The following is an 18,836-nucleotide window of genomic DNA, read 5'->3' as shown; positions in this document are numbered from 1 at the left end:
AATTTTAAAATAAATGAAAATGATAAAAAATAATAAATGGCTGTTATTGGTTGCATTAACCATGATGGCTTGTAGTGACGACGATGTAGCTGTTGTAAATGACACAGCTGATGGACAACCTTTAACTTCAGGAAGTGCAGATTTTTCTAATTATGTAGCTATAGGAGATTCTTTTGCGGCTGGTTTTTCAGATAATGCGTTGTTTGAAGAAGGACAAAAATTTTCCTATCCAAATATATTAGCAAGCCAGTTTTCATTAGTTGGCGGAGGAGAGTTTAAAATTCCTTTTATGGTCGATAATGTTGGTGGATTTAGTTCGGGAGGTGTTCAAATACCACAATTTGGACCAAGATTATGGTTTAATGCAGCAACAAGTACACCGTTACCAGTTTCAGGTGTTTCAGGCACAGATATTTCTGCAACAATTCCGGGATCTTACAACAATTTTGGAATTCCAGGTGCAAAAAGTTTTCACTTAACTTTTCCAGGTTATGGAAGTTCAGCCGGAAATCCTTATTTCGCTAGAATGGCGTCCAGTCCATCTACAACTGTTTTACAAGATGCATTGGCACAAGATCCAACCTTTTTTTCACTTTGGATAGGTGGTAACGATGAATTAGGATATGCAACTGCAGGAGGTGATGCAAGTCTTAATCCATTAACACCACAAGCTGTATTCGATGCTACCTACAATCAATTGATGGCAGAATTAACTGCTGGTGGCAGAAAAGGTGTTATTGCAAATTTACCTCCTGTGACTACTTTACCTCATTTTTATGTAATAAAATACAATCAGTTAACTCAAGCTAATTTAACTGTTGGTGGAAATAGTTTAGTTCCTCTTTTAAATGCACAATTATATGGGCCATTGAAAAATGCTCTTACTTTTTTAGGACAAGGAGATAGAATTAATCTTCTTTCAACTACTGATAATAATCCAATGTTAATGAGAGATGAAACTTTAGCTGATTTGTCAGCACAGTTAACAGCTGTTCTTGTTGGAGGTGGTCTTGATGTTCCAACAGCAACTGCTTTTGGTCAAGTTTTTGGTCAGGCTAGACAAACTTTACCAACAGATTTAATTTGTTTGAGTGCAAGTTCTAGAATTGGTCAAAGTCCTAACGTGGCTCAAGATGGGGTTTCTTCACCATCACCTACTTTAGGTCAATTAGGTATAACTTTTCCTTTGCCGGATAGATATGTTCTAATTCCAACTGAAGTAGCAGAAATAGTTGCTGCAACAGAGGGTTATAATACAACAATTGAAAATGCAAAAAACACCTATGATGTCGCATTTGTTGATGCAAAAGCGATTATGACTCAATTAAGTTCACCAGCAGGTATAACAGCTAATAATTTTACTTTAACTTCTAATTTTGTAACCGGTGGTGCATTTTCTTTAGATGGAATTCATCCCAGTCCAAGAGGTTATGCCTTAATCGCAAATAAGTTTTTAGAAGCAATTAATGCAAAATATGGTTCAAATTTCAAGGGAGTAAACCTTGGGAATTACAGAATATTATATCCTGAAAATCCGGATAATTTCTAACAAGTAAAAATAATCTATACAAAAACCACCTCTAACCAGGTGGTTTTTTATTTTCCTACACTATTTTTATCCTTTAGTACTCTGAGTTTAGAATACTTCAAAAAAACATAAAAAAAACATCCGTTTACTATTGATTTTATATTTTTAAAAATTATCTTTGCACTCTGAAAAAAGACGTGTTTAAAATAAACATAAATAGCTATTAAATAAATACATAAGCAATGTCAAAAGTAATAGGAAAAGTTGCCCAAATCATCGGACCGGTTGTAGACGTAGTGTTCGATTCTAAAGTTGCCGATTTACCAAAAATTTATGATTCGTTAGAAATCATTAAAAAAGATGGTTCAAAATTAGTTTTAGAAGTACAGTCACACATTGGTGAAGACACTGTTAGAACAATCTCTATGGACTCTACCGACGGATTAAGCCGTGGTACAGAAGTAGAAGGAACAGGTGCTCCAATTCAAATGCCAATCGGTGCAGATATCTACGGAAGACTTTTCAACGTAATTGGTGATGCAATCGACGGATTAGGCGATTTACCAAAAGCAGGTGCAGACGGAATTTCTATCCACAGACCAGCTCCAAAATTTGACCAATTATCAACTTCTACCGAAGTTTTATTCACAGGTATCAAAGTAATCGACCTTATCGAACCTTATGCAAAAGGAGGAAAAATCGGTTTGTTCGGTGGTGCCGGTGTAGGTAAAACTGTATTGATTCAGGAGTTAATCAACAATATCGCAAAAGGTCACGGTGGTCTTTCTGTATTCGCAGGAGTAGGTGAAAGAACACGTGAAGGAAATGACTTACTTCGTGAGATGTTAGAGTCAGGAATTATTAAATACGGAGAAGAATTCATGCACTCTATGGAAAATGGAGGATGGGATTTATCCAAAGTGGACAAATTAGGTATGAGAGAGTCTAAAGCTACTTTCGTATTCGGTCAGATGAACGAACCACCTGGAGCTCGTGCTCGTGTGGCGTTATCAGGACTTTCTATCGCAGAATATTTCCGTGATGGTGCAGGTTCAGATCAAGGAAAAGATGTACTTTTCTTCGTAGACAACATCTTCCGTTTCACCCAAGCAGGTTCTGAGGTTTCGGCTCTTTTAGGTCGTATGCCTTCTGCAGTAGGTTACCAACCAACATTAGCAACAGAAATGGGTGCGATGCAAGAGCGTATCACCTCAACAAATAAAGGTTCTATTACATCTGTACAAGCGGTTTACGTTCCCGCGGATGACTTAACTGACCCGGCTCCGGCAACAACCTTTGCTCACTTAGATGCAACAACCGTATTGTCGCGTAAAATTGCCGAGTTAGGTATTTATCCTGCAGTAGATCCATTGGATTCTACTTCAAGAATTTTAACTGCTCAAATCTTAGGTGATGAGCATTATGATTGTGCACAAAGAGTAAAAGAAATTCTTCAAAAATACAAACAATTACAAGATATCATCGCGATTCTTGGTATGGAAGAATTATCAGAAGAAGATAAATTATCCGTATCACGTGCTCGTCGTGTGCAACGTTTCTTGTCTCAACCTTTCCACGTGGCTGAGCAATTTACAGGTATCCCAGGGGTTTTAGTAGATATTAAAGACACTATCAAAGGATTCAACATGATTATGGACGGAGAATTAGATCATCTTCCTGAGGCTGCTTTCAACTTGAAAGGAACCATCGAAGATGCTATCGAAGCCGGACAAAAAATGTTAGCAGAAGCATAAACCAGTTAGCAGTTTACAATTTTTAGTGTTCAGTCGAACCCGAAACCCGTAACCCGCAACTCGAAACCAAAAATTATGATTTTAGAAATAGTATCCCCGGAAGCCACATTATTCAAAGGCGAAATCACTTCAATCACCCTACCAGGCGTTGACGGTTCGTTTCAAATTTTAAATAATCACGCACCCATCGTTTCTATTTTAAACCAAGGAACTATCAAAATTGTAGCTCCAAGTTTCAAAATTAGTAAAGACGTAGCCGGAAAGTTTACCAAACTAAACGAACAAACCTACACGTTGGAAATCAATTCGGGAACCATCGAAATGAAAGACAACAAAGTAATCGTTTTAGCCGACTAAACGTTTTCAATACAATAAATACAAAAGTCACGCAGCAATGTGTGACTTTTTTTATGAGCTATTTCCCGCTATCCGTTACAAGCTTTTTTGTCTTGTTGCTTTTTTCTAAGGCAAAAAAGTAGCTCCCAAGGTCGCTCTTTTTTGCCAAGAAAAAATGCAACAATCCTGCAAAAGGCTTTTCACTTCTATCGGGGCTAGTAGATTGTGCTTCAAACAACATTTATTCCTTCACAAATTCCATAATATCACCCGGCTGACATTCCAATATTTCACAAATCAATTCCAACGTCGAAAACCGGATTGCTTTTGCTTTTCCGGTTTTTAATATAGAAAGATTAGCAGTTGTTATCCCAATTTTTTCGGCCAACTCATTCGAACGCATCTTTCGCTTAGCGAGCATAACATCTAAGTTTACAATAATTGGCATGATTAAATCATTAAATCGTTTTCTTCTTTATAGGTTCTTCCCATTTTAAAAACTTCGGCTAAAACTTTAAAAAACAATCCTAAACCTAAAAGAGATAAAAATGGACCGTAGCCAATTTCAATTGATAGTTTACCATTAATCGCTTGAATAATAAAATCAATTATTATATAAAGTATGGCATTAAGCAATATTAAATTTCCAATTTTGTCCAACAATTCTTCATTTACAACATCAAAAATTATAAGCTTTTTAAAGTTTACTAGTAGCTTTCTAAAAAAGAAAAGTATATAAATAAATAACCCCAAATATACTATTCCAATCGGTAAAGCAATTTTATCATAAGTAGAATCTGGCATTAACTCTGATTCATTAATAGTTAGAGTAGTCTTAATGGGTAAATCAATAAAAAGCATTGCAATCGACACAATAATAATTATCGGCAAAATTATCCAAGACATAATCCAAACAAAATCCACAATAGCTTTTAAAATGTTTAGTTTTCTCATCTTAATAAGTTTTAAATTCGAGACAAATATATAAAAATTATTGATAAACAATAATAAATAATCAAAAAACAACTAAAATATAAAATTCATGATTTTTTTAAACTTAACAAAAGTCAAAAAATTGTTTTAATTTCAATAAACCATTTCAACCTCTTTCTTCCTAATTCAACTTTCAATTCGTACATTTGAAAATCAATTCAAGAACCATGTCAAAAGATAAAAAAGGAGTCTACACCGGTATCATCGAAAAAGATGAAAAAGGAAATTATTTCTGTGGAGAATATTTGTTAGACTTCAAATATACCGAAGCCAACTTCAAACTCGGAGATCTAATCAATATCAAATCGGTAATCGAAAACCCAAGCGATATTAGCTATAATCAATACCCAAAAAAATCAAAGAATTTCTTTTTAGCAAACGATAAAAAGTAAGTACAATGATTGCTTTACTTCGAACAACATCCGATCATTCAGACTTTCAAAAATTGGTTGTGCAACTCGATGCTTATTTGCGGGTTATTGACGGAGAAGACCATGCATTTTATTCCCAATTCAACAAATCGAATTTATTAAAAAATGCACTAATAGCCTATGAAAATAAAATTCCTGTTGGCATTGGAGCTTACAAAGAATACGATGCTGAAACAATAGAAATAAAAAGAATGTTTACCTTTCCCGAACAAAGAGGTAAAGGAATAGCCAAAACTATTTTAACTGAATTGGAGAATTGGGCTATAGAAGAAAATTATTCAATCGCCATTCTTGAAACAGGTATCGAGTTAAAAAATGCCATTTCTTTATATCAAAAAATGGGCTATCAGGTTATTGAAAACTACGGTCAATACATAGGTGTTGAAAATAGTATTTGCATGAAAAAACACCTTTAGAATATACTAGTTATTATAAAATTAAACTATGAAGTGGGAACAACTTTTATCCTTAAAACGTCAAGGCGATAAAGGAAAACGACTTAGAATAGAACAAGACGACACCCGTTTAGGCTTTGAAGTCGATTATGACAGGATTATTTTCTCTGCCGCTTTTAGAAGTTTGCAAGATAAAACACAAGTTATTCCACTTTCCAAAACCGATTTTGTTCACACACGTTTGACACACAGTTTGGAGGTTTCCGTTGTTGGTCGCTCCATCGGTCGTTTAGTTGGAAAAAAAATCATTGAAAAATATCCTTATTTAAAAGAAGCTCACGGTTTTCACATGAACGATTTTGGAGCAATTGTGGCAGCCGCTTGCTTGGCTCACGACATTGGAAATCCACCTTTCGGACATTCAGGAGAAAAAGCCATTGGAGAATATTTTAAAACCGGAAACGGTCAGCAATACAAAGATCAACTCACCGCCAAAGAATGGCAAGATTTAATCGATTTTGAAGGAAATGCAAATGGTTTTTCGGTACTCACCGGAAACCGTGCCGGTATCGAAGGCGGATTGCGAATTTCGTATGCCACATTGGGAGCTTTTATGAAATACCCCAAAGAAAGTTTACCCAAAAAACCAACCAATGCCATCGCCGATAAAAAGTACGGATTCTTTCAGCAAGACAAAGCTTTTTTTAAAGAAGTTGCAGAAGAATTAGGCTTGATTCCAAATAAATCAGGCGACGATTTGGGCTATGAACGTCATCCGTTAGCCTATTTAGTGGAAGCTGCAGACGATATTTGCTATACCATCATCGACTTTGAAGACGGAATCAATTTAGGTTTAGTAGAAGAAGATTTTGCTTTAGAATATTTAATCAAATTAGTAAAAGAAAGCATTGATGCTTCCAAATATAATTCCTTAACAACCAAAGAAGACCGTATCAGCTATTTGCGTGCATTGGCGATTGGAAGTTTAATCAACGATGCCGTTCGTGTTTTTATAGAAAATGAAGAAGCTATTTTAAAAGGAAAGTTCCCGTATGCGTTAACAGATAAAAGCAAGTACAAGGCTCAAATGGATGACATCATTAAACTGAGTGTAAAAAAGATTTACCAAAGTCAGGAAGTTATCCAAAAGGAAATTACGGGCTATCATATTATCAATAACTTATTGGATAAATTCATCACCGCTTTTAACAATAAGCACGAAGGAAAAATGTCTAATTACGACCAATTATTGTTGAAACTTTTGCCGGAAAAATACCAAGTAGAAAAAGCAAATCTATATGAAAGATTAATGCATATTTCTCATTACATCTCTTTATTAACCGATGGAAATGCTCTTTTGTTGAATAAAATTATTTCTTCCAATAATGCTTAAAAAGCATACGTAACGCCAATTCCTAACGCTTGCTTGAGTTGTAATTTCGGACCAACAGTAACTTGTTCGCCGGCAATTTCTTCTTTGGCTTTAATATCATCATCATAAATCATGTGAATGCCAACATTTGCTTTAACATATTGATTAACAACCAAATCAACGCCTAATTGCCAATCTACATCCACATTTCCAAAGTTGTTTATGTAATCAGAATATAATGAAAGGCGGTGTTCAAAAAACATATTTTTATAAAACTCTTTCTTCCAATAACTATTAAAAAGCATACCAAATTCTGTTCTGGATTTGCGACCTCTTCTCAATAAATTTCCTTCTTCATCATAAATTGCTTTAGTTACACCAAATGTTCCCATATCAGCTAAACGTTGGTCTAATACAAGCGTTGTTTTTACAGTTAAAGGGGAAAAATAAAAATTCATATTCAAATCTTTCCGATTGTATTCAGAACCTGCACCCAGAAAAATATAAGCCGGAGCAAATAATCTTGAAACCGGGTCATCTGTGTTTGGATAAGCAAATCCATCCGTAAATTGCGTATTAAAATTAAAACGAGCAGAATAATACCAATTAGATTCCGGATGTTTTTTATAGCCATAATTGGAAAGGATAGAAAAAGCATCATCTGTTTTTCTCAGCTCCCTGCCCTCTTGCTTATTTATACCGTATCGTAGTGACATTTCATTATTCCAAATTACTTTTCCTCGAACGTATTTTCGAGAAAAATCACCTTTCAGCAAGCCTGAAACAGAGCTGTTTCCTCCGGCATTCCAATTCATAAAGGCAATCTGACTAAAGTCTAAACCGGCAATATTTTTCTTGGTCCAGTAAGTTGTATCTCGCGGAATTGTATCGCTTTCTGTTACAAGTGTTTGAGAAAAAAACAATTGCGAAACAAAGAGCATCAGTAATAGCAGAAAAAACCTCATTATTCTAAACAGTTGATTAGGATTGGCAAAAATGACCATTTTCAATAAGTTGACAAAATTGAAACCAAACTTTTCACATTAATTTCACTATATCGTTGTAGCTCTTCAACGGTTCCTTGTTCAATAAATTCGTCAGGAATTCCTAGTATCTGAACGTTATTTTTGTAATTATATTTTGATTTGAATTCAGCAATCGCTGAACCAAATCCGCCAATGATCGTTCCGTCTTCAATTGTAATAATACTTTCATAGTCAGTAAAAATAGTATGTAGAAGATTTTCATCCAACGGTTTTACAAACGAAAAATCATAGTGAGAAAATAATGCTGAATTTGAAATTTCAGCAAATGCTAACGTTACATTTCTTCCAATAAAACCATTAGATAAAATCGCCGTTTTTGATCCTTTTTTTAATAAAGTTGCTTTTCCAATTTCAATTTTTTGAAACGGTTGTTGCCAATCGACTATTTCACCTCTTCCTCTCGGATAGCGAATCGCGATTGGATGATTCAATCCTAATTGAGCAGTGTAAAGCATATTTCTCAATTCAATTTCATTCCTTGGTGAAAAAACAATCATATTTGGAATACATCGTAAATAAGCTAAATCAAAAACACCGTGATGCGTTGCTCCGTCTTCGCCAACTAAACCGGCTCGGTCTAAACAAAAAATCACAGGTAGATTTTGCAACGCCACATCATGAATTACTTGGTCGTATGCTCTCTGTAAAAAAGTAGAGTAAATATTACAAAAAACAACCATTCCCTGTGTTGCCATTCCGGCAGATAAAGTCACGGCATGTTGCTCGGCAATTCCAACATCAAAAGCTCTTTCAGGAAAAGCATCCATCATGAATTTTAAGGAACTTCCGGTTGGCATTGCAGGTGTTATGCCAATAATTTTTTCGTTTTGTTGAGCCAATTCAACTAAAGTCAACCCAAAAACATCTTGAAATTTAGGTGGTAAATGACTTTCTTCTTTAAGATGAATTTCTCCGGTTAATTTATCAAATTTACCCGGAGCATGATATTTTACTTGATCTTCTTCCGCTTTTTTAAGTCCTTTTCCTTTGGTGGTAATAACGTGTAAAAATTTTGGCCCTTTCACTTTCTTCAACCGTTCCAATTCCTGAATAACTGCAAAAATATCATGACCATCAATCGGTCCCGAATAATCAAAATTCAAAGATTTAATCATATTATTCACTTTCGGGTTTTTGCCTTCTTTAACGGCAGTGAGATAATTTTTCAATGCACCAACACTTGGATCAATTCCAATGGCATTATCATTTAAAATTACCAATAAATTAGCGTCGGTTACTCCGGCATGATTCAAACCTTCAAACGCCATTCCACTCGCAATCGACGCATCGCCAATCACTGCAATATGATGTTTGGTTTCGCCTTTTAATTGTGACGCAATCGCCATTCCTAAAGCTGCAGAAATAGAAGTGGATGAATGTCCAACTCCAAACGTATCAAATTCACTTTCGCTTCGCTTCGGAAAACCGGAAATGCCATTTAATTGCCGATTGGTATGAAAAACTGATTTTCGTCCAGTCAAAATTTTATGACCGTACGCTTGATGGCCAACATCCCAAACCAGTAAATCTTCCGGTGTGTTGAAGACATAATGCAAGGCAATTGTCAATTCTACCACACCTAAACTGGCACCTAAATGACCTTCTTTTACAGAAACAATATCTATGATAAAGTCACGTAATTCCTGAGCCAATTGTGGCAATTGATTTACATTGAGTTTGCGTAAATCATCAGGATAATTGATATGTGAAAGTAAATTTTCAGCCATAGGGCAAATGTACGAATTGAAATTGTATTTTTGTTTCTATGGAAAACCCTTTCACCGACGAGTATTTTATGAAAAAAGCCTTGCAAGAAGCCGAAGTCGCTTTTGGACAAGGCGAAATTCCCGTAGGAGCCATCATTGTGGTAGAAAACAAAGTCATTGCCAGAACGCATAATTTAACCGAATTACTCAATGATGTCACTGCTCACGCCGAAATGCAAGCCATAACTTCGGCAGCTAATTTCATTGGTGGAAAATATTTAAAAGGATGCACATTGTATGTTACTTTAGAACCTTGTCAAATGTGTGCCGGAGCTTTGTATTGGAGTCAGATTTCCAAAATTGTATTTGGAGCTCGTGATGAACAAAGAGGTTTTATGTCGATGGGAACAAAATTACATCCGAAAACAGAAGTCGTATCAGGAGTTTTAGCTCAGGAATCAGCCGACTTAATGTTGCGTTTTTTTGCATCCAAACGGAAATAATTTTCTTTTTTTTACCACGAATTCACTAATAATTCCTCATTAGTTCATCTTTGATGAAATTCGAATAATCACGAATTTAAAGCAACAATAAAATTTGTGAATTCGTGGTAAAACTTCAAAATGTATTTCTTGAAATCAAGTTAATTTATTCCAAAAATTCTTCTAAAAATAATTATCTTTAACACAATATTTGGAATACTTTTTGTGTTATTGCAGATAAGTACCCACTCTTTTTCCCGTTCCACTTTTTAATCTTTTTGAACAATGTCAATCAAACGTTTGATGCAACTCTTTGTTGCGGTTGTAGTGCTACACTCTTGTGGCAAAAAAGAATCTACAGAAGATTTTAATTCTGATTTTTCATTGTTTCACGAGTACATACTGAATTTCAGTTCCGGTTTGGTTTCGGCCAATTCCGATATTCGCGTAACCCTGGCTTTCGATAAGCAAGAATGGCAACCGAATCAGGAAATCGACAAAAGTTTGTTTGAAATTTCACCAAGCGTAAAAGGAAAAATGGTCGCGTTGGCCTCCAACACCATTGCTTTTGTACCCGAAAAGCCATTGAAACAAGACACCGAATACCGCATTGTTTTCAAATTATCCAAACTCATCAAAACTGAAAAAGGATTAGAAGAATTCAAATTTTCTATCAAAACTTTAAAACAAGATTTTATAGTAAATGTGATGGATTTGCAATCCTACAGCAGAGAATTGAATTACTTGAACGGAACAATTCAAACCAGCGATTTGTTGGATTTTACAACCGCTTCAAAATTAGTGGAAGCCACGCAAGACGGAAAAAAATTAAAAATTAAATTTGATAAATCACTAAGCACCAAAACGGAATTCAAATTTATTATCGATAGTATTCAGAGAAAAGTAGAAGATGATAAAATCGAAATTTCTTGGAACGGAAAACCTTTCAACATAGATCAAAAAGGAAGCGTAGAATATGAAATTCCTGGGAAAAATAATTTCAAAATTGTTGGAATGGAAGTGGGCGATGAAGACAACCAATCGTTATTTATCAATTTTACTGATCCCATCAAAAAAGGACAAGATTTACAAGGATTAGTTTCCGTTGAAACTGCTCAAACCACCAAATTTTTAATCGAAGGAAATTTACTGAAAGTCTTTTTCAGCGAACCACTAAAAGGCGATTTATTAGTAGAAGTTTTCCAAGGAATTACCAGCGACGAAGGCTATAAAATGAAAGAAACTCATACGCAACAAGTTGCTTTCAACGAAATGAAACCGAACATCCGATTTTCCAAAAACGGAACAATTTTACCAAGTTCAAACAACTTAAAAATCAATTTTGAATCGGCAAATCTAAAAGCGGTTGATGTAAAAGTATATAAAATTTACCAAAATAATGTTCTGCAATTTTTACAAGATAATAACCTAAACGGAAATCGAAATTTACGAAAAGTAGCTTCGCCAATCGCAAAACAAACCATCAATTTATTAAATAAAAAATTGCCAAATTATAGCAAGTGGAATACGTTTGCCCTCGATTTGTCAAAAATAATCACACCGGAACCGGGAGCAATTTATCGGGTAGAAATGTCGTTCAAAAAAAGTTATTCGTTATTCAAATGTTCCGAAACAACAACTGATTCGGAAGAAGATCAAGAGGATGATAATGAAGAAGTACGTTCTCACGACGATGATTATTATGATTATTATTGGTATGATGATTACGATTGGTACGACAGCCAAGATGCCTGCCAAAACGATTATTTCCGTCGCAGACCAATCGGAATGAATGTGTTAGCTTCTGATTTAGGCGTAATTGCCAAACGTGGCGAAAATGGTTCTTATACCATTGCCGTAACCAACATTGTCAATACGCAACCCATTTCGGGAGCAACGGTTGAATTGTATGATTTTCAACAACAAAAAATTGCTTCAGGAACTTCTGATGCAGAAGGAATGGCTTCGTTTAAAGTTGACAAATATGCCTATTTTGCCCTCGTTTCAAAAGATAAACAAACCACTTACGTGAAATTAGACGAAGGCTATTCGCAGTCCGTCAGTAATTTTGATGTTTCGGGCGAAAAATTGCAAAAAGGACTCAAAGGCTACATCTACGGCGAAAGAGGCGTTTGGCGTCCGGGCGACACATTGTTTTTGAGTTTTATGTTGAATGATGCCGCTAGTAAATTAGACAAATCGCATCCCATCAAATTCAAATTGAATGATCCAACCGGAAAATTGACCTTTCAGTCGGTTCAAAAGTATAATGAACTAAATCATTATAAATTTATCATTCCAACACGAGATAGTCATCCTACCGGAAGTTGGGAAGCAGTAATTAGCGTTGGTGGAGCAAGATTTTATAAAAACATCAAAATCGAAACCATTAAACCCAATCGATTAAAAATTAAAAATAAATTCGATTCCGAAATTTTATCCACATCCAAAACAAATGTCAGCGAAGTGGAAGTGGCTTGGTTGCACGGTGCCGTTGCCAAAGATTTAAAAATGGAAATGCAAGCCAAAATTATGCAACAAAAAACCACTTTTAAAGGTTTCGCCAATTATAATTTCGACGATCCAATTCGTCAATTTGAAACCGAAGAAACGACGATTTTTAACGGAAAAGTAAATTCAGAAGGAAAAGCAACCGTGAGTTTTCAACCGAAAGTAAGCAGTCAATCTCCAGGAATGTTGAAAGCCAGTTTGATGACCAAAGTCTATGAAAACGGTGGCGATTTCAGTACCGATGTGATGGCAACAACACTTTCGCCTTATCAAACATATGTCGGATTAAAAACGCCCGAACCAAACAAATACGGCTTATTAGAAACCGGAAAAATGAACCGTTATGACATTGTTACTGTCGATGAAAAAGGAAACCCAAAATCGGTGCAAAACCTGAAAGTGCAAGTCTATAAAGTAGAATGGCGTTGGTGGTGGGATGCGAGTTATGACAATCTTTCCAGTTATGTTTCCTCCAATTCAACAACAGCATTTAAGAATTTCAACGTAAGCACAAATTCCACAGGAAAAGCCAACGTTCAATTTAAAAATGAAGAAAATGAATGGGGTCGTTATTTAATAAGAGTCACCGATGAGCAAGGCGGTCACTCCACCGGTTCAACCGTGATGATTGATTGGCCGTATTGGTCAGGAAAAACCAGAAATACCGATGCTTCTAATGCGTCGATGTTGATGTTTTCCACCGATAAAAAGAACTATGCCGTGGGCGAAAAAGCCAAAATTTCCTTTCCATCCAGTGCCGGCGGAAGAGCGTTAATTTCGTTAGAAAATGGTTCTCGTGTGGTAAAAACCTTCTGGGCCACTACGCAAAAAGGCGAAACCAAAGTTGAAATTCCAATTACAGGTGAAATGGCTCCAAATGTGTTCGTTCACATTACATTATTACAACCGCACGCTTCCACATTAAACGATTCACCGATTCGTTTATATGGAATTGTGCCAATTGAAGTCATCGACAAAAACACCATTCTCGAACCACAAATCACTATGCCGGAAGTTTTGCAACCGGAAGGAAAAACGAGTATCCGCGTAAGCGAAAAATCAGGAAAAGCAATGACATACACGTTGGCCATTGTGGATGATGGTTTACTCGATTTAACCCGATTTAAAACACCAAATGCTTGGAACAGTTTCTACACTCGTGAAGCGTTAGGCGTAAAAACCTGGGATATTTTTGATGAAGTAATTGGAGCTTACGGCGGAAGAATCAACCAAGTGTTCAGCATCGGTGGTGACGAAGATTTAGGAGGAAGCAAAGCCAAAAAAGCCAATCGATTTAAACCGGTGGTGATGTATTTTGGCCCATACAAATTAGAAAAAGGAAAATCGCAAACGCATAAAATCACGATGCCAAATTATGTCGGTTCGGTTCGAACAATGGTCGTAGCCGGAGATGTAAATTCAAGTGCGTACGGTTCAGCTGAAAAAACAACGCCTGTTAGAAAACCGTTGATGGTATTGGCATCGTTACCAAGAAAAATTTCTCCAACCGAAAAAGTAACGTTACCAGTGACGATTTTTGCGATGGAACCACAAGTAAAAAATGTTTCTCTACAAATCAAAACCAACAACGGAATTCGAGTAATTGGAAAAACTTCGCAAAGTTTATCTTTCGCTCAACCGGACGAAAAAATGGCGTATTTTGAGTTGGAAGTAGGCGAATTAACCGGATTGGCAAAAGTGCAAGTCATCGCCACATCCGGAAACGAAAAAGCAACGTACGAAGTCGAACTCGATATCACAAATCCAAACCCGATTACGAATGAATTCACCGATATTGTCTTAGAACCAAACAGTTCAAAAACAATTTCTTTTTCCACCTTCGGTGTTGCCGGAAGCAACAAAGCTCAATTGGAGGTTTCATCCTTTCCAACCATTGATTTTAGCAGAAGATTACAGTATTTAATCCAATATCCGCACGGTTGTTTAGAGCAAACCACGTCGAGTGTTTTCCCGCAATTGTATTTGGCAGATATTTTCGATTTAGACCAAAACCGTAAAAACGAAATTCAGAAAAACATCAAAATCGGAATCCAAAAATTAGGCGGTTTCCAAATTTCAAATAGCGGATTCTCGTATTGGAGCGGACAAAATTATGCCGACGATTGGAGTTCATCCTACGTGGGTCATTTCTTCATTGAAGCCGAGAAAAAAGGCTATGTTTTACCCATCAATTTCAAATCAAAATGGATTGCCTATCAACAAAAAGCGTCCAAAGAATGGCGTTTGAACAAAGGCTATCACAACGATTTTGCTCAAGCCTATCGTTTGTACACCTTAGCTTTGGCCGGTTCGCCCGATATGGCTTCGATGAACCGTTTGCGTGAAACTACCGGAATTTCCAACGAAAGTAAATTGCGTTTAGCTGCTGCTTATGCGTTGGCGGGACAAAAACAAGCCGCTCAAACGCTATTCAATCAAAGTAAAATTGATGAAACAAATCAAAACCATTACTATTATTACGGTTCACCCGAACGCAATAAAGCGATGGCTTTGGAAACTTTATTGCTAACAGGAAACAAACAAAGAGCCTTCAAAATGGCGACCGATTTGGCCAAAAATATGGCTTCCGACCAATGGATGAGCACCCAAACCACAGCCTATTGCTTGTATGCGATGTCAAAATTTGCTCAACAAAACGGCGGAAAAGGCGTAGAAGTAACTTATTCGTTAAACGGAAAATCGCAAACCATCACGACCGTAAAATCATTAGCTAATCGCAATTTGGATATCAAAAACGGAAGCAATTCCATCACCATCAAAAACACAAAATCCAACACCTTGTATGTGCGAGTGCTCACGAGCGGAATTTTGCCAATCGGTCAAGAAAAAGCGATGCAAAGTAAATTATACACCAATCTCGTCTTTAAAAACCGAAGCGGAGCACAAGTCAACGTGTCAAAAATCGCTCAAGGAACCGAGTTTATTGCCGAAATCACCATCCGAAACCAAACCAATGAACGCGTGGAAAATCTGGCATTAACCCAAATTATCCCATCCGGATTTGAAATCGTGAACACGCGTTTCACCGATTTTGGCAGTTTTGGCAACAACGTAGCCGACCACATCGACATCCGCGACGACCGCACCAATTTCTATTTTGGCCTCAAAGCCAACGAGTCCAGAACGTTCCGAGTGCTGTTAAACGCATCCTATTTGGGCAACTATTATCTGCCCGGAATGCAAGCCGAAGCGATGTACGACAACACGTATGCGGCACGAACATTGGGTCAGTGGGTTGAGGTAGTGAAGGAGTAGTTTTAAAGATTCTTTAGAGTATTTTATCTTTTACACTCGCTATGGAGGCAATAATGTTGAGGTAGATTGAACGACGATCAAAAAACCAAAACTCACGGTGCCGGATTCGGAATCATTTCCTGTATCGCATCAATCTCTTTTAAAATCTCTTCTGAAAGAACAATTTCAAGCGAATCGATGTTTTCTTTTAGTTGTTTTAAGGAAGTGGCTCCAATAATCGTACTCATTACGAATTGTTGCTGTTGCACAAAAGCCAACGCCATTTGAGCTAATGTTAAGCCGTGAGAGTGAGCTAATTCTTGGTATAATTTGGTTGCTTTGGTTGCATTTTCATTGGTGTAGCGAGTGAATTGTGGGAACAAATCAATTCGTGAATTTGGCTTAGTTCCATTTAAATGTTTGCCGGATAAAATACCGAAACCTAATGGAGAATAAGCCATTAGACCAATGTTTTCACGCATACAAACTTCGGTTAAACCTACTTCAAACAACCGATTTAATAAGGAATACGGATTTTGAATCGTGGCAATTCTTGGCAAGTTATGTTTTTCGCTTTCGCTGATAAACTTCATCACCGCCCACGGAGCTTCGTTTGAAACACCAATGTGCCGAATCTTTCCGGCTTTGATTAATTCATCATACACGGATAAAACTTCAGCAAAATTTTCTTTCCAATTGTTATCAATTTCGGTTAAACCTCTTTTGCCAAACATATTCATCACACGTTCCGGCCAATGCATTTGGTATAAATCAATATAATCAGTTTGCAGGTTTTTCAAACTTAAATCAACCGCTTCTTTGATGCTTTTTGCTGAAAAATCCAATGGCTGTCGAATGTAATCCATCCCACGATTGGGTCCAGCTATTTTGGTGGCAATTACTAAATCTTCACGTTTACCGTGTTTTTTTAACCAACTTCCAATGAATCGTTCGGTGCTTCCTAAGGTTTCTTTTCGGGAAGCGATGGGATACATTTCGGCTGTATCAATAAAATTGATTCCGCGAGAAACAGCATTATCCAATTGTTCGTGAGCATCACTTTCGGAGTTTTGTTCGCCAAAAGTCATTGTTCCTAAACAGATTTTACTGATTTTAAGTGAGGTGTTGGGTATGGTGGTGGTTTTCATTTTTTTCTTTTGAGGTGCTTAGGTGCTAAGGGACTTAGGTAAAAAACCTTAGTGCCTTAGAACCTTTGTACGTTAGAACCTATTCTACAAATCATTCAACATTTTAGAAATTTAATCAAAACTATTAATCTTCTTTCTTCTTTTGAGATTTTTTTAAATCTTCAATTGTGTTTTTCATTTCTTTTATCCTTTCTTCATATTGTTCTATCAACTTGTCATAAATAGTATTATTTTGATTTTCAGAAATATTTCCAGCAGATTTATCTCTATTAATTTGTTTAAATTTAGAATCTTCAACAAAATACTGAAAATCAACATTAAATTCTTTACAAAGTTTATTTATTAAATTAAAATCTATTTTAGTAGTATTTCCGCTTTCAATGCTGGCAATGGTTGTTTGTCCTATTCCAAGTTTTATGGCTAAGTCAAGTTGAGATATTTTATTTCTTTCGCGTAGTTGTTTAATTTTTGTTCCTATTATCATGGCTTGTAAGATTAATATTAGCAAATATGTGTTCAAAAATAGCAATATTATGATTAAATCCAATAAGTTTTTTTATGAATTTTATCTCACAAAATTATTGTTTAATTTAATTTATTATTTTTATGGAAAGTTTAGTCAAAAAAAGAATTGGGTTAATTGCCGTTTTAACATCCGTTTTATTTGTTTCTTTTTTCGGTATTTTACAATCTTGTAGTGATGAACAAAAAGAATTAGGGACTGACGAAAACAGTTCATTGTTCTCTAGGACTGGGGGAAATTATATTGTTGGAGTAGATAAAGGGAATGGTGTTTATGAAATTACTGCTGATAAAGACGAATTATTAGAAGTTTTTGCTGAATTAGCTCTTGAACAAGGTCTAGGTGAAGTGACTTATACAAGTTTAGAAATCAAAAAAAATATTGTTGTTGGAAGTAATCCGACAGATTATTATTTTGGTTTATTTGCTTCTGATGTGGATGGTAAATATAAATCAGCATTTGAGCTAAATAGAGTGGGGAGATTGTTTAATGTTAATGCAAATAAAGGTTCTATATCATGTACGAGTACTAATTGCGGACCTGTTGATTGTGTTCCTTATCAACAAACAATCGCTGGTGGCAATGGAAAAGTATGGGCGTGTACAAGTTGTACCAATACATGCACTAAATCAATGACAGTAGTAATAAAAGCATTTGAACAATAATGATTAAGAACTTAAAAAGTTTGTTTTTTGTATTCTTTCTTTTTGTTAATTCTTGTATCTCTATTTCTCAGACAGATGCACAAGGATCAGCAAAAAAAGATAAAGATTTTCCGTTTGCTAAAGTTTATGGAGAAAGAATTGAAATTATTCAAGACACCACTCTTTTAAAGCAAAAATTAAAAGAAAATATTTCCTTTGACAAACCTATCCATTTTGATAGTGTTGAAATTGTAAAACAAAAAACAATTGGAGATTTGCAAGAAGAATATTATTTTGTTTTGATTAAAGATAGTCGTTCTAAAGTTAGAATTGCAAGATGGCTTAAATTAATTGGAGACGAATTGTATTTTAACAACAAAACCAATCAGGTTAATTCTTTTGAACAAACCTATCTAATTTGTGTAGGTAATAATGATTGCTATCCCGAAGTTTTCATATTTAACGACCAAAAAAACTGGGGTTGCTCTAAGGATCCAAAGTGCATAACAGACCCTGAAAAAAGAGAGGCTTTAAATTGTGATATATACAAAACTGTATTGATTTCAGAATTAAAAGATTAAAAAAAACAGGCTTTACAAATTGTAGAGCCTGTTTTAATTTTTTTAACTAGCAATTGACTGAGCATTTTCAGTTGGCTTATTATATTCAAAGTGAGCAAAGTTAAACTAAGCGACTCAGCATCTCAGCTACT

General features: G+C 35.7%; 16 protein-coding genes. 10 read left to right on the top strand and 6 right to left on the bottom strand.

The window, feature by feature from the left end:
- The first annotated feature begins 19 nt into the window (after nucleotides 1–19).
- The 3 genes from B4N66_RS14420 to B4N66_RS14410 all read left to right on the top strand — a co-directional run bounded on the left by B4N66_RS14420 (nucleotide 20) and on the right by B4N66_RS14410 (nucleotide 3,639).
- Nucleotides 20–1,549: an SGNH/GDSL hydrolase family protein gene (locus B4N66_RS14420; RefSeq protein ID WP_291095679.1), complete on the top strand. Its 1,530-nt coding sequence runs from the start codon at nucleotides 20–22 to the stop codon at nucleotides 1,547–1,549.
- Between the two features lie 221 nt (nucleotides 1,550–1,770).
- On the top strand, nucleotides 1,771–3,282 hold the full coding sequence (atpD, locus tag B4N66_RS14415; protein WP_248435992.1) for a F0F1 ATP synthase subunit beta: 1,512 nt from the start codon (nucleotides 1,771–1,773) through the stop codon (nucleotides 3,280–3,282).
- 75 nt (nucleotides 3,283–3,357) lie between these two features.
- Nucleotides 3,358–3,639, top strand: coding sequence for a F0F1 ATP synthase subunit epsilon (locus tag B4N66_RS14410; RefSeq protein WP_291095678.1), 282 nt, complete (start codon nucleotides 3,358–3,360; stop codon nucleotides 3,637–3,639).
- A 220-nt stretch (nucleotides 3,640–3,859) separates the two neighbouring features.
- On the opposite strand, the gene B4N66_RS14405 is transcribed toward B4N66_RS14410, so the two are convergent.
- A complete protein-coding gene (locus B4N66_RS14405; protein ID WP_112085875.1) occupies nucleotides 3,860–4,066 on the bottom strand; it encodes a helix-turn-helix domain-containing protein in 207 nt (68 codons plus the stop codon).
- Between the two features lie 2 nt (nucleotides 4,067–4,068).
- Entirely contained in the window at nucleotides 4,069–4,572 is a 504-nt protein-coding gene (locus B4N66_RS14400) for a DUF2975 domain-containing protein (protein WP_291095677.1), read from the bottom strand.
- 206 nt (nucleotides 4,573–4,778) lie between these two features.
- Between B4N66_RS14400 and B4N66_RS14395 the strand changes: the two genes are divergently transcribed.
- From B4N66_RS14395 to B4N66_RS14385, 3 genes are read left to right on the top strand one after another with little or no spacing between them, the layout of a single operon-like run.
- Nucleotides 4,779–5,003: a hypothetical protein gene (locus B4N66_RS14395; protein ID WP_291095676.1), complete on the top strand. Its 225-nt coding sequence runs from the start codon at nucleotides 4,779–4,781 to the stop codon at nucleotides 5,001–5,003.
- 5 nt (nucleotides 5,004–5,008) lie between these two features.
- A complete protein-coding gene (locus B4N66_RS14390; protein WP_291095675.1) occupies nucleotides 5,009–5,458 on the top strand; it encodes a GNAT family N-acetyltransferase in 450 nt (149 codons plus the stop codon).
- 28 nt (nucleotides 5,459–5,486) lie between these two features.
- Nucleotides 5,487–6,830: a deoxyguanosinetriphosphate triphosphohydrolase gene (locus tag B4N66_RS14385; protein WP_291095674.1), complete on the top strand. Its 1,344-nt coding sequence runs from the start codon at nucleotides 5,487–5,489 to the stop codon at nucleotides 6,828–6,830.
- Here the strand turns inward: B4N66_RS14385 and B4N66_RS14380 are convergent.
- Together B4N66_RS14380 and B4N66_RS14375 are read right to left on the bottom strand one after the other, a co-directional pair.
- Nucleotides 6,827–7,774: a DUF3078 domain-containing protein gene (locus B4N66_RS14380; protein ID WP_291095673.1), complete on the bottom strand. Its 948-nt coding sequence runs from the start codon at nucleotides 7,772–7,774 to the stop codon at nucleotides 6,827–6,829. The genes B4N66_RS14385 and B4N66_RS14380 overlap by 4 nt on opposite strands.
- A 41-nt stretch (nucleotides 7,775–7,815) precedes the next feature.
- Nucleotides 7,816–9,582 (bottom strand): 1-deoxy-D-xylulose-5-phosphate synthase, encoded by a 1,767-nt coding sequence (locus B4N66_RS14375; protein ID WP_291095672.1) that lies wholly within the window; start codon nucleotides 9,580–9,582, stop codon nucleotides 7,816–7,818.
- 38 nt (nucleotides 9,583–9,620) lie between these two features.
- Between B4N66_RS14375 and B4N66_RS14370 the strand changes: the two genes are divergently transcribed.
- Nucleotides 9,621–10,064, top strand: a complete 444-nt coding sequence (locus tag B4N66_RS14370; RefSeq protein ID WP_291095671.1) for a nucleoside deaminase — start codon at nucleotides 9,621–9,623, stop codon at nucleotides 10,062–10,064.
- A gap of 264 nt (nucleotides 10,065–10,328) precedes the next feature.
- Complete coding sequence (locus B4N66_RS14365; RefSeq protein ID WP_291095669.1) at nucleotides 10,329–15,830, top strand: alpha-2-macroglobulin family protein; 5,502 nt, start codon at nucleotides 10,329–10,331, stop codon at nucleotides 15,828–15,830.
- Nucleotides 15,831–15,922: 92 nt separating this feature from the next.
- Here B4N66_RS14365 and B4N66_RS14360 read toward each other — a convergent pair whose 3' ends face one another.
- The gene (locus B4N66_RS14360) at nucleotides 15,923–16,957 is read right to left on the bottom strand and encodes an NADP(H)-dependent aldo-keto reductase (RefSeq protein ID WP_291095667.1); all 1,035 of its coding nucleotides are present in this window, start codon (nucleotides 16,955–16,957) and stop codon (nucleotides 15,923–15,925) included.
- Between the two features lie 124 nt (nucleotides 16,958–17,081).
- On the bottom strand, nucleotides 17,082–17,441 hold the full coding sequence (locus B4N66_RS14355) for a helix-turn-helix domain-containing protein (RefSeq protein WP_291095665.1): 360 nt from the start codon (nucleotides 17,439–17,441) through the stop codon (nucleotides 17,082–17,084).
- Nucleotides 17,442–17,563: 122 nt separating this feature from the next.
- Between B4N66_RS14355 and B4N66_RS14350 the strand changes: the two genes are divergently transcribed.
- The gene (locus B4N66_RS14350) at nucleotides 17,564–18,145 is read left to right on the top strand and encodes a hypothetical protein (RefSeq protein WP_291095663.1); all 582 of its coding nucleotides are present in this window, start codon (nucleotides 17,564–17,566) and stop codon (nucleotides 18,143–18,145) included.
- Nucleotides 18,145–18,705 carry a hypothetical protein gene (locus tag B4N66_RS14345; protein WP_291095661.1) on the top strand — a complete coding sequence of 187 codons (561 nt, stop codon included), beginning with the start codon at nucleotides 18,145–18,147 and terminating at the stop codon, nucleotides 18,703–18,705. Before B4N66_RS14350 ends, B4N66_RS14345 begins: the two co-directional genes overlap by 1 nt.
- Nucleotides 18,706–18,836: the final 131 nt, after the last annotated feature.

Source organism: Flavobacterium sp. UBA2787, from assembly GCA_002352205.1.
Classification (GTDB): Bacteria; Bacteroidota; Bacteroidia; order Flavobacteriales; family Flavobacteriaceae; genus Flavobacterium.
The sequence above is the reverse complement of the archived record's forward strand: the minus strand, read 5'-3'. Positions and strand labels throughout refer to the sequence as shown.

Coding starts and splice junctions, on each gene's coding strand:
- B4N66_RS14370 (WP_291095671.1), top strand. CDS start 9,621: ATGGAAAACCCTTTCACCGACGAGTATTTTATGAAAAAAGCCTTGCAA.
- B4N66_RS14350 (WP_291095663.1), top strand. CDS start 17,564: ATGGAAAGTTTAGTCAAAAAAAGAATTGGGTTAATTGCCGTTTTAACA.
- B4N66_RS14390 (WP_291095675.1), top strand. CDS start 5,009: ATGATTGCTTTACTTCGAACAACATCCGATCATTCAGACTTTCAAAAA.
- B4N66_RS14410 (WP_291095678.1), top strand. CDS start 3,358: ATGATTTTAGAAATAGTATCCCCGGAAGCCACATTATTCAAAGGCGAA.
- B4N66_RS14345 (WP_291095661.1), top strand. CDS start 18,145: ATGATTAAGAACTTAAAAAGTTTGTTTTTTGTATTCTTTCTTTTTGTT.
- B4N66_RS14405 (WP_112085875.1), bottom strand. CDS start 4,066: ATGCCAATTATTGTAAACTTAGATGTTATGCTCGCTAAGCGAAAGATG.
- B4N66_RS14360 (WP_291095667.1), bottom strand. CDS start 16,957: ATGAAAACCACCACCATACCCAACACCTCACTTAAAATCAGTAAAATC.
- B4N66_RS14375 (WP_291095672.1), bottom strand. CDS start 9,582: ATGGCTGAAAATTTACTTTCACATATCAATTATCCTGATGATTTACGC.
- B4N66_RS14365 (WP_291095669.1), top strand. CDS start 10,329: ATGTCAATCAAACGTTTGATGCAACTCTTTGTTGCGGTTGTAGTGCTA.
- B4N66_RS14355 (WP_291095665.1), bottom strand. CDS start 17,441: ATGATAATAGGAACAAAAATTAAACAACTACGCGAAAGAAATAAAATA.
- B4N66_RS14380 (WP_291095673.1), bottom strand. CDS start 7,774: ATGAGGTTTTTTCTGCTATTACTGATGCTCTTTGTTTCGCAATTGTTT.
- B4N66_RS14385 (WP_291095674.1), top strand. CDS start 5,487: ATGAAGTGGGAACAACTTTTATCCTTAAAACGTCAAGGCGATAAAGGA.
- atpD (WP_248435992.1), top strand. CDS start 1,771: ATGTCAAAAGTAATAGGAAAAGTTGCCCAAATCATCGGACCGGTTGTA.
- B4N66_RS14420 (WP_291095679.1), top strand. CDS start 20: ATGATAAAAAATAATAAATGGCTGTTATTGGTTGCATTAACCATGATG.
- B4N66_RS14395 (WP_291095676.1), top strand. CDS start 4,779: ATGTCAAAAGATAAAAAAGGAGTCTACACCGGTATCATCGAAAAAGAT.
- B4N66_RS14400 (WP_291095677.1), bottom strand. CDS start 4,572: ATGAGAAAACTAAACATTTTAAAAGCTATTGTGGATTTTGTTTGGATT.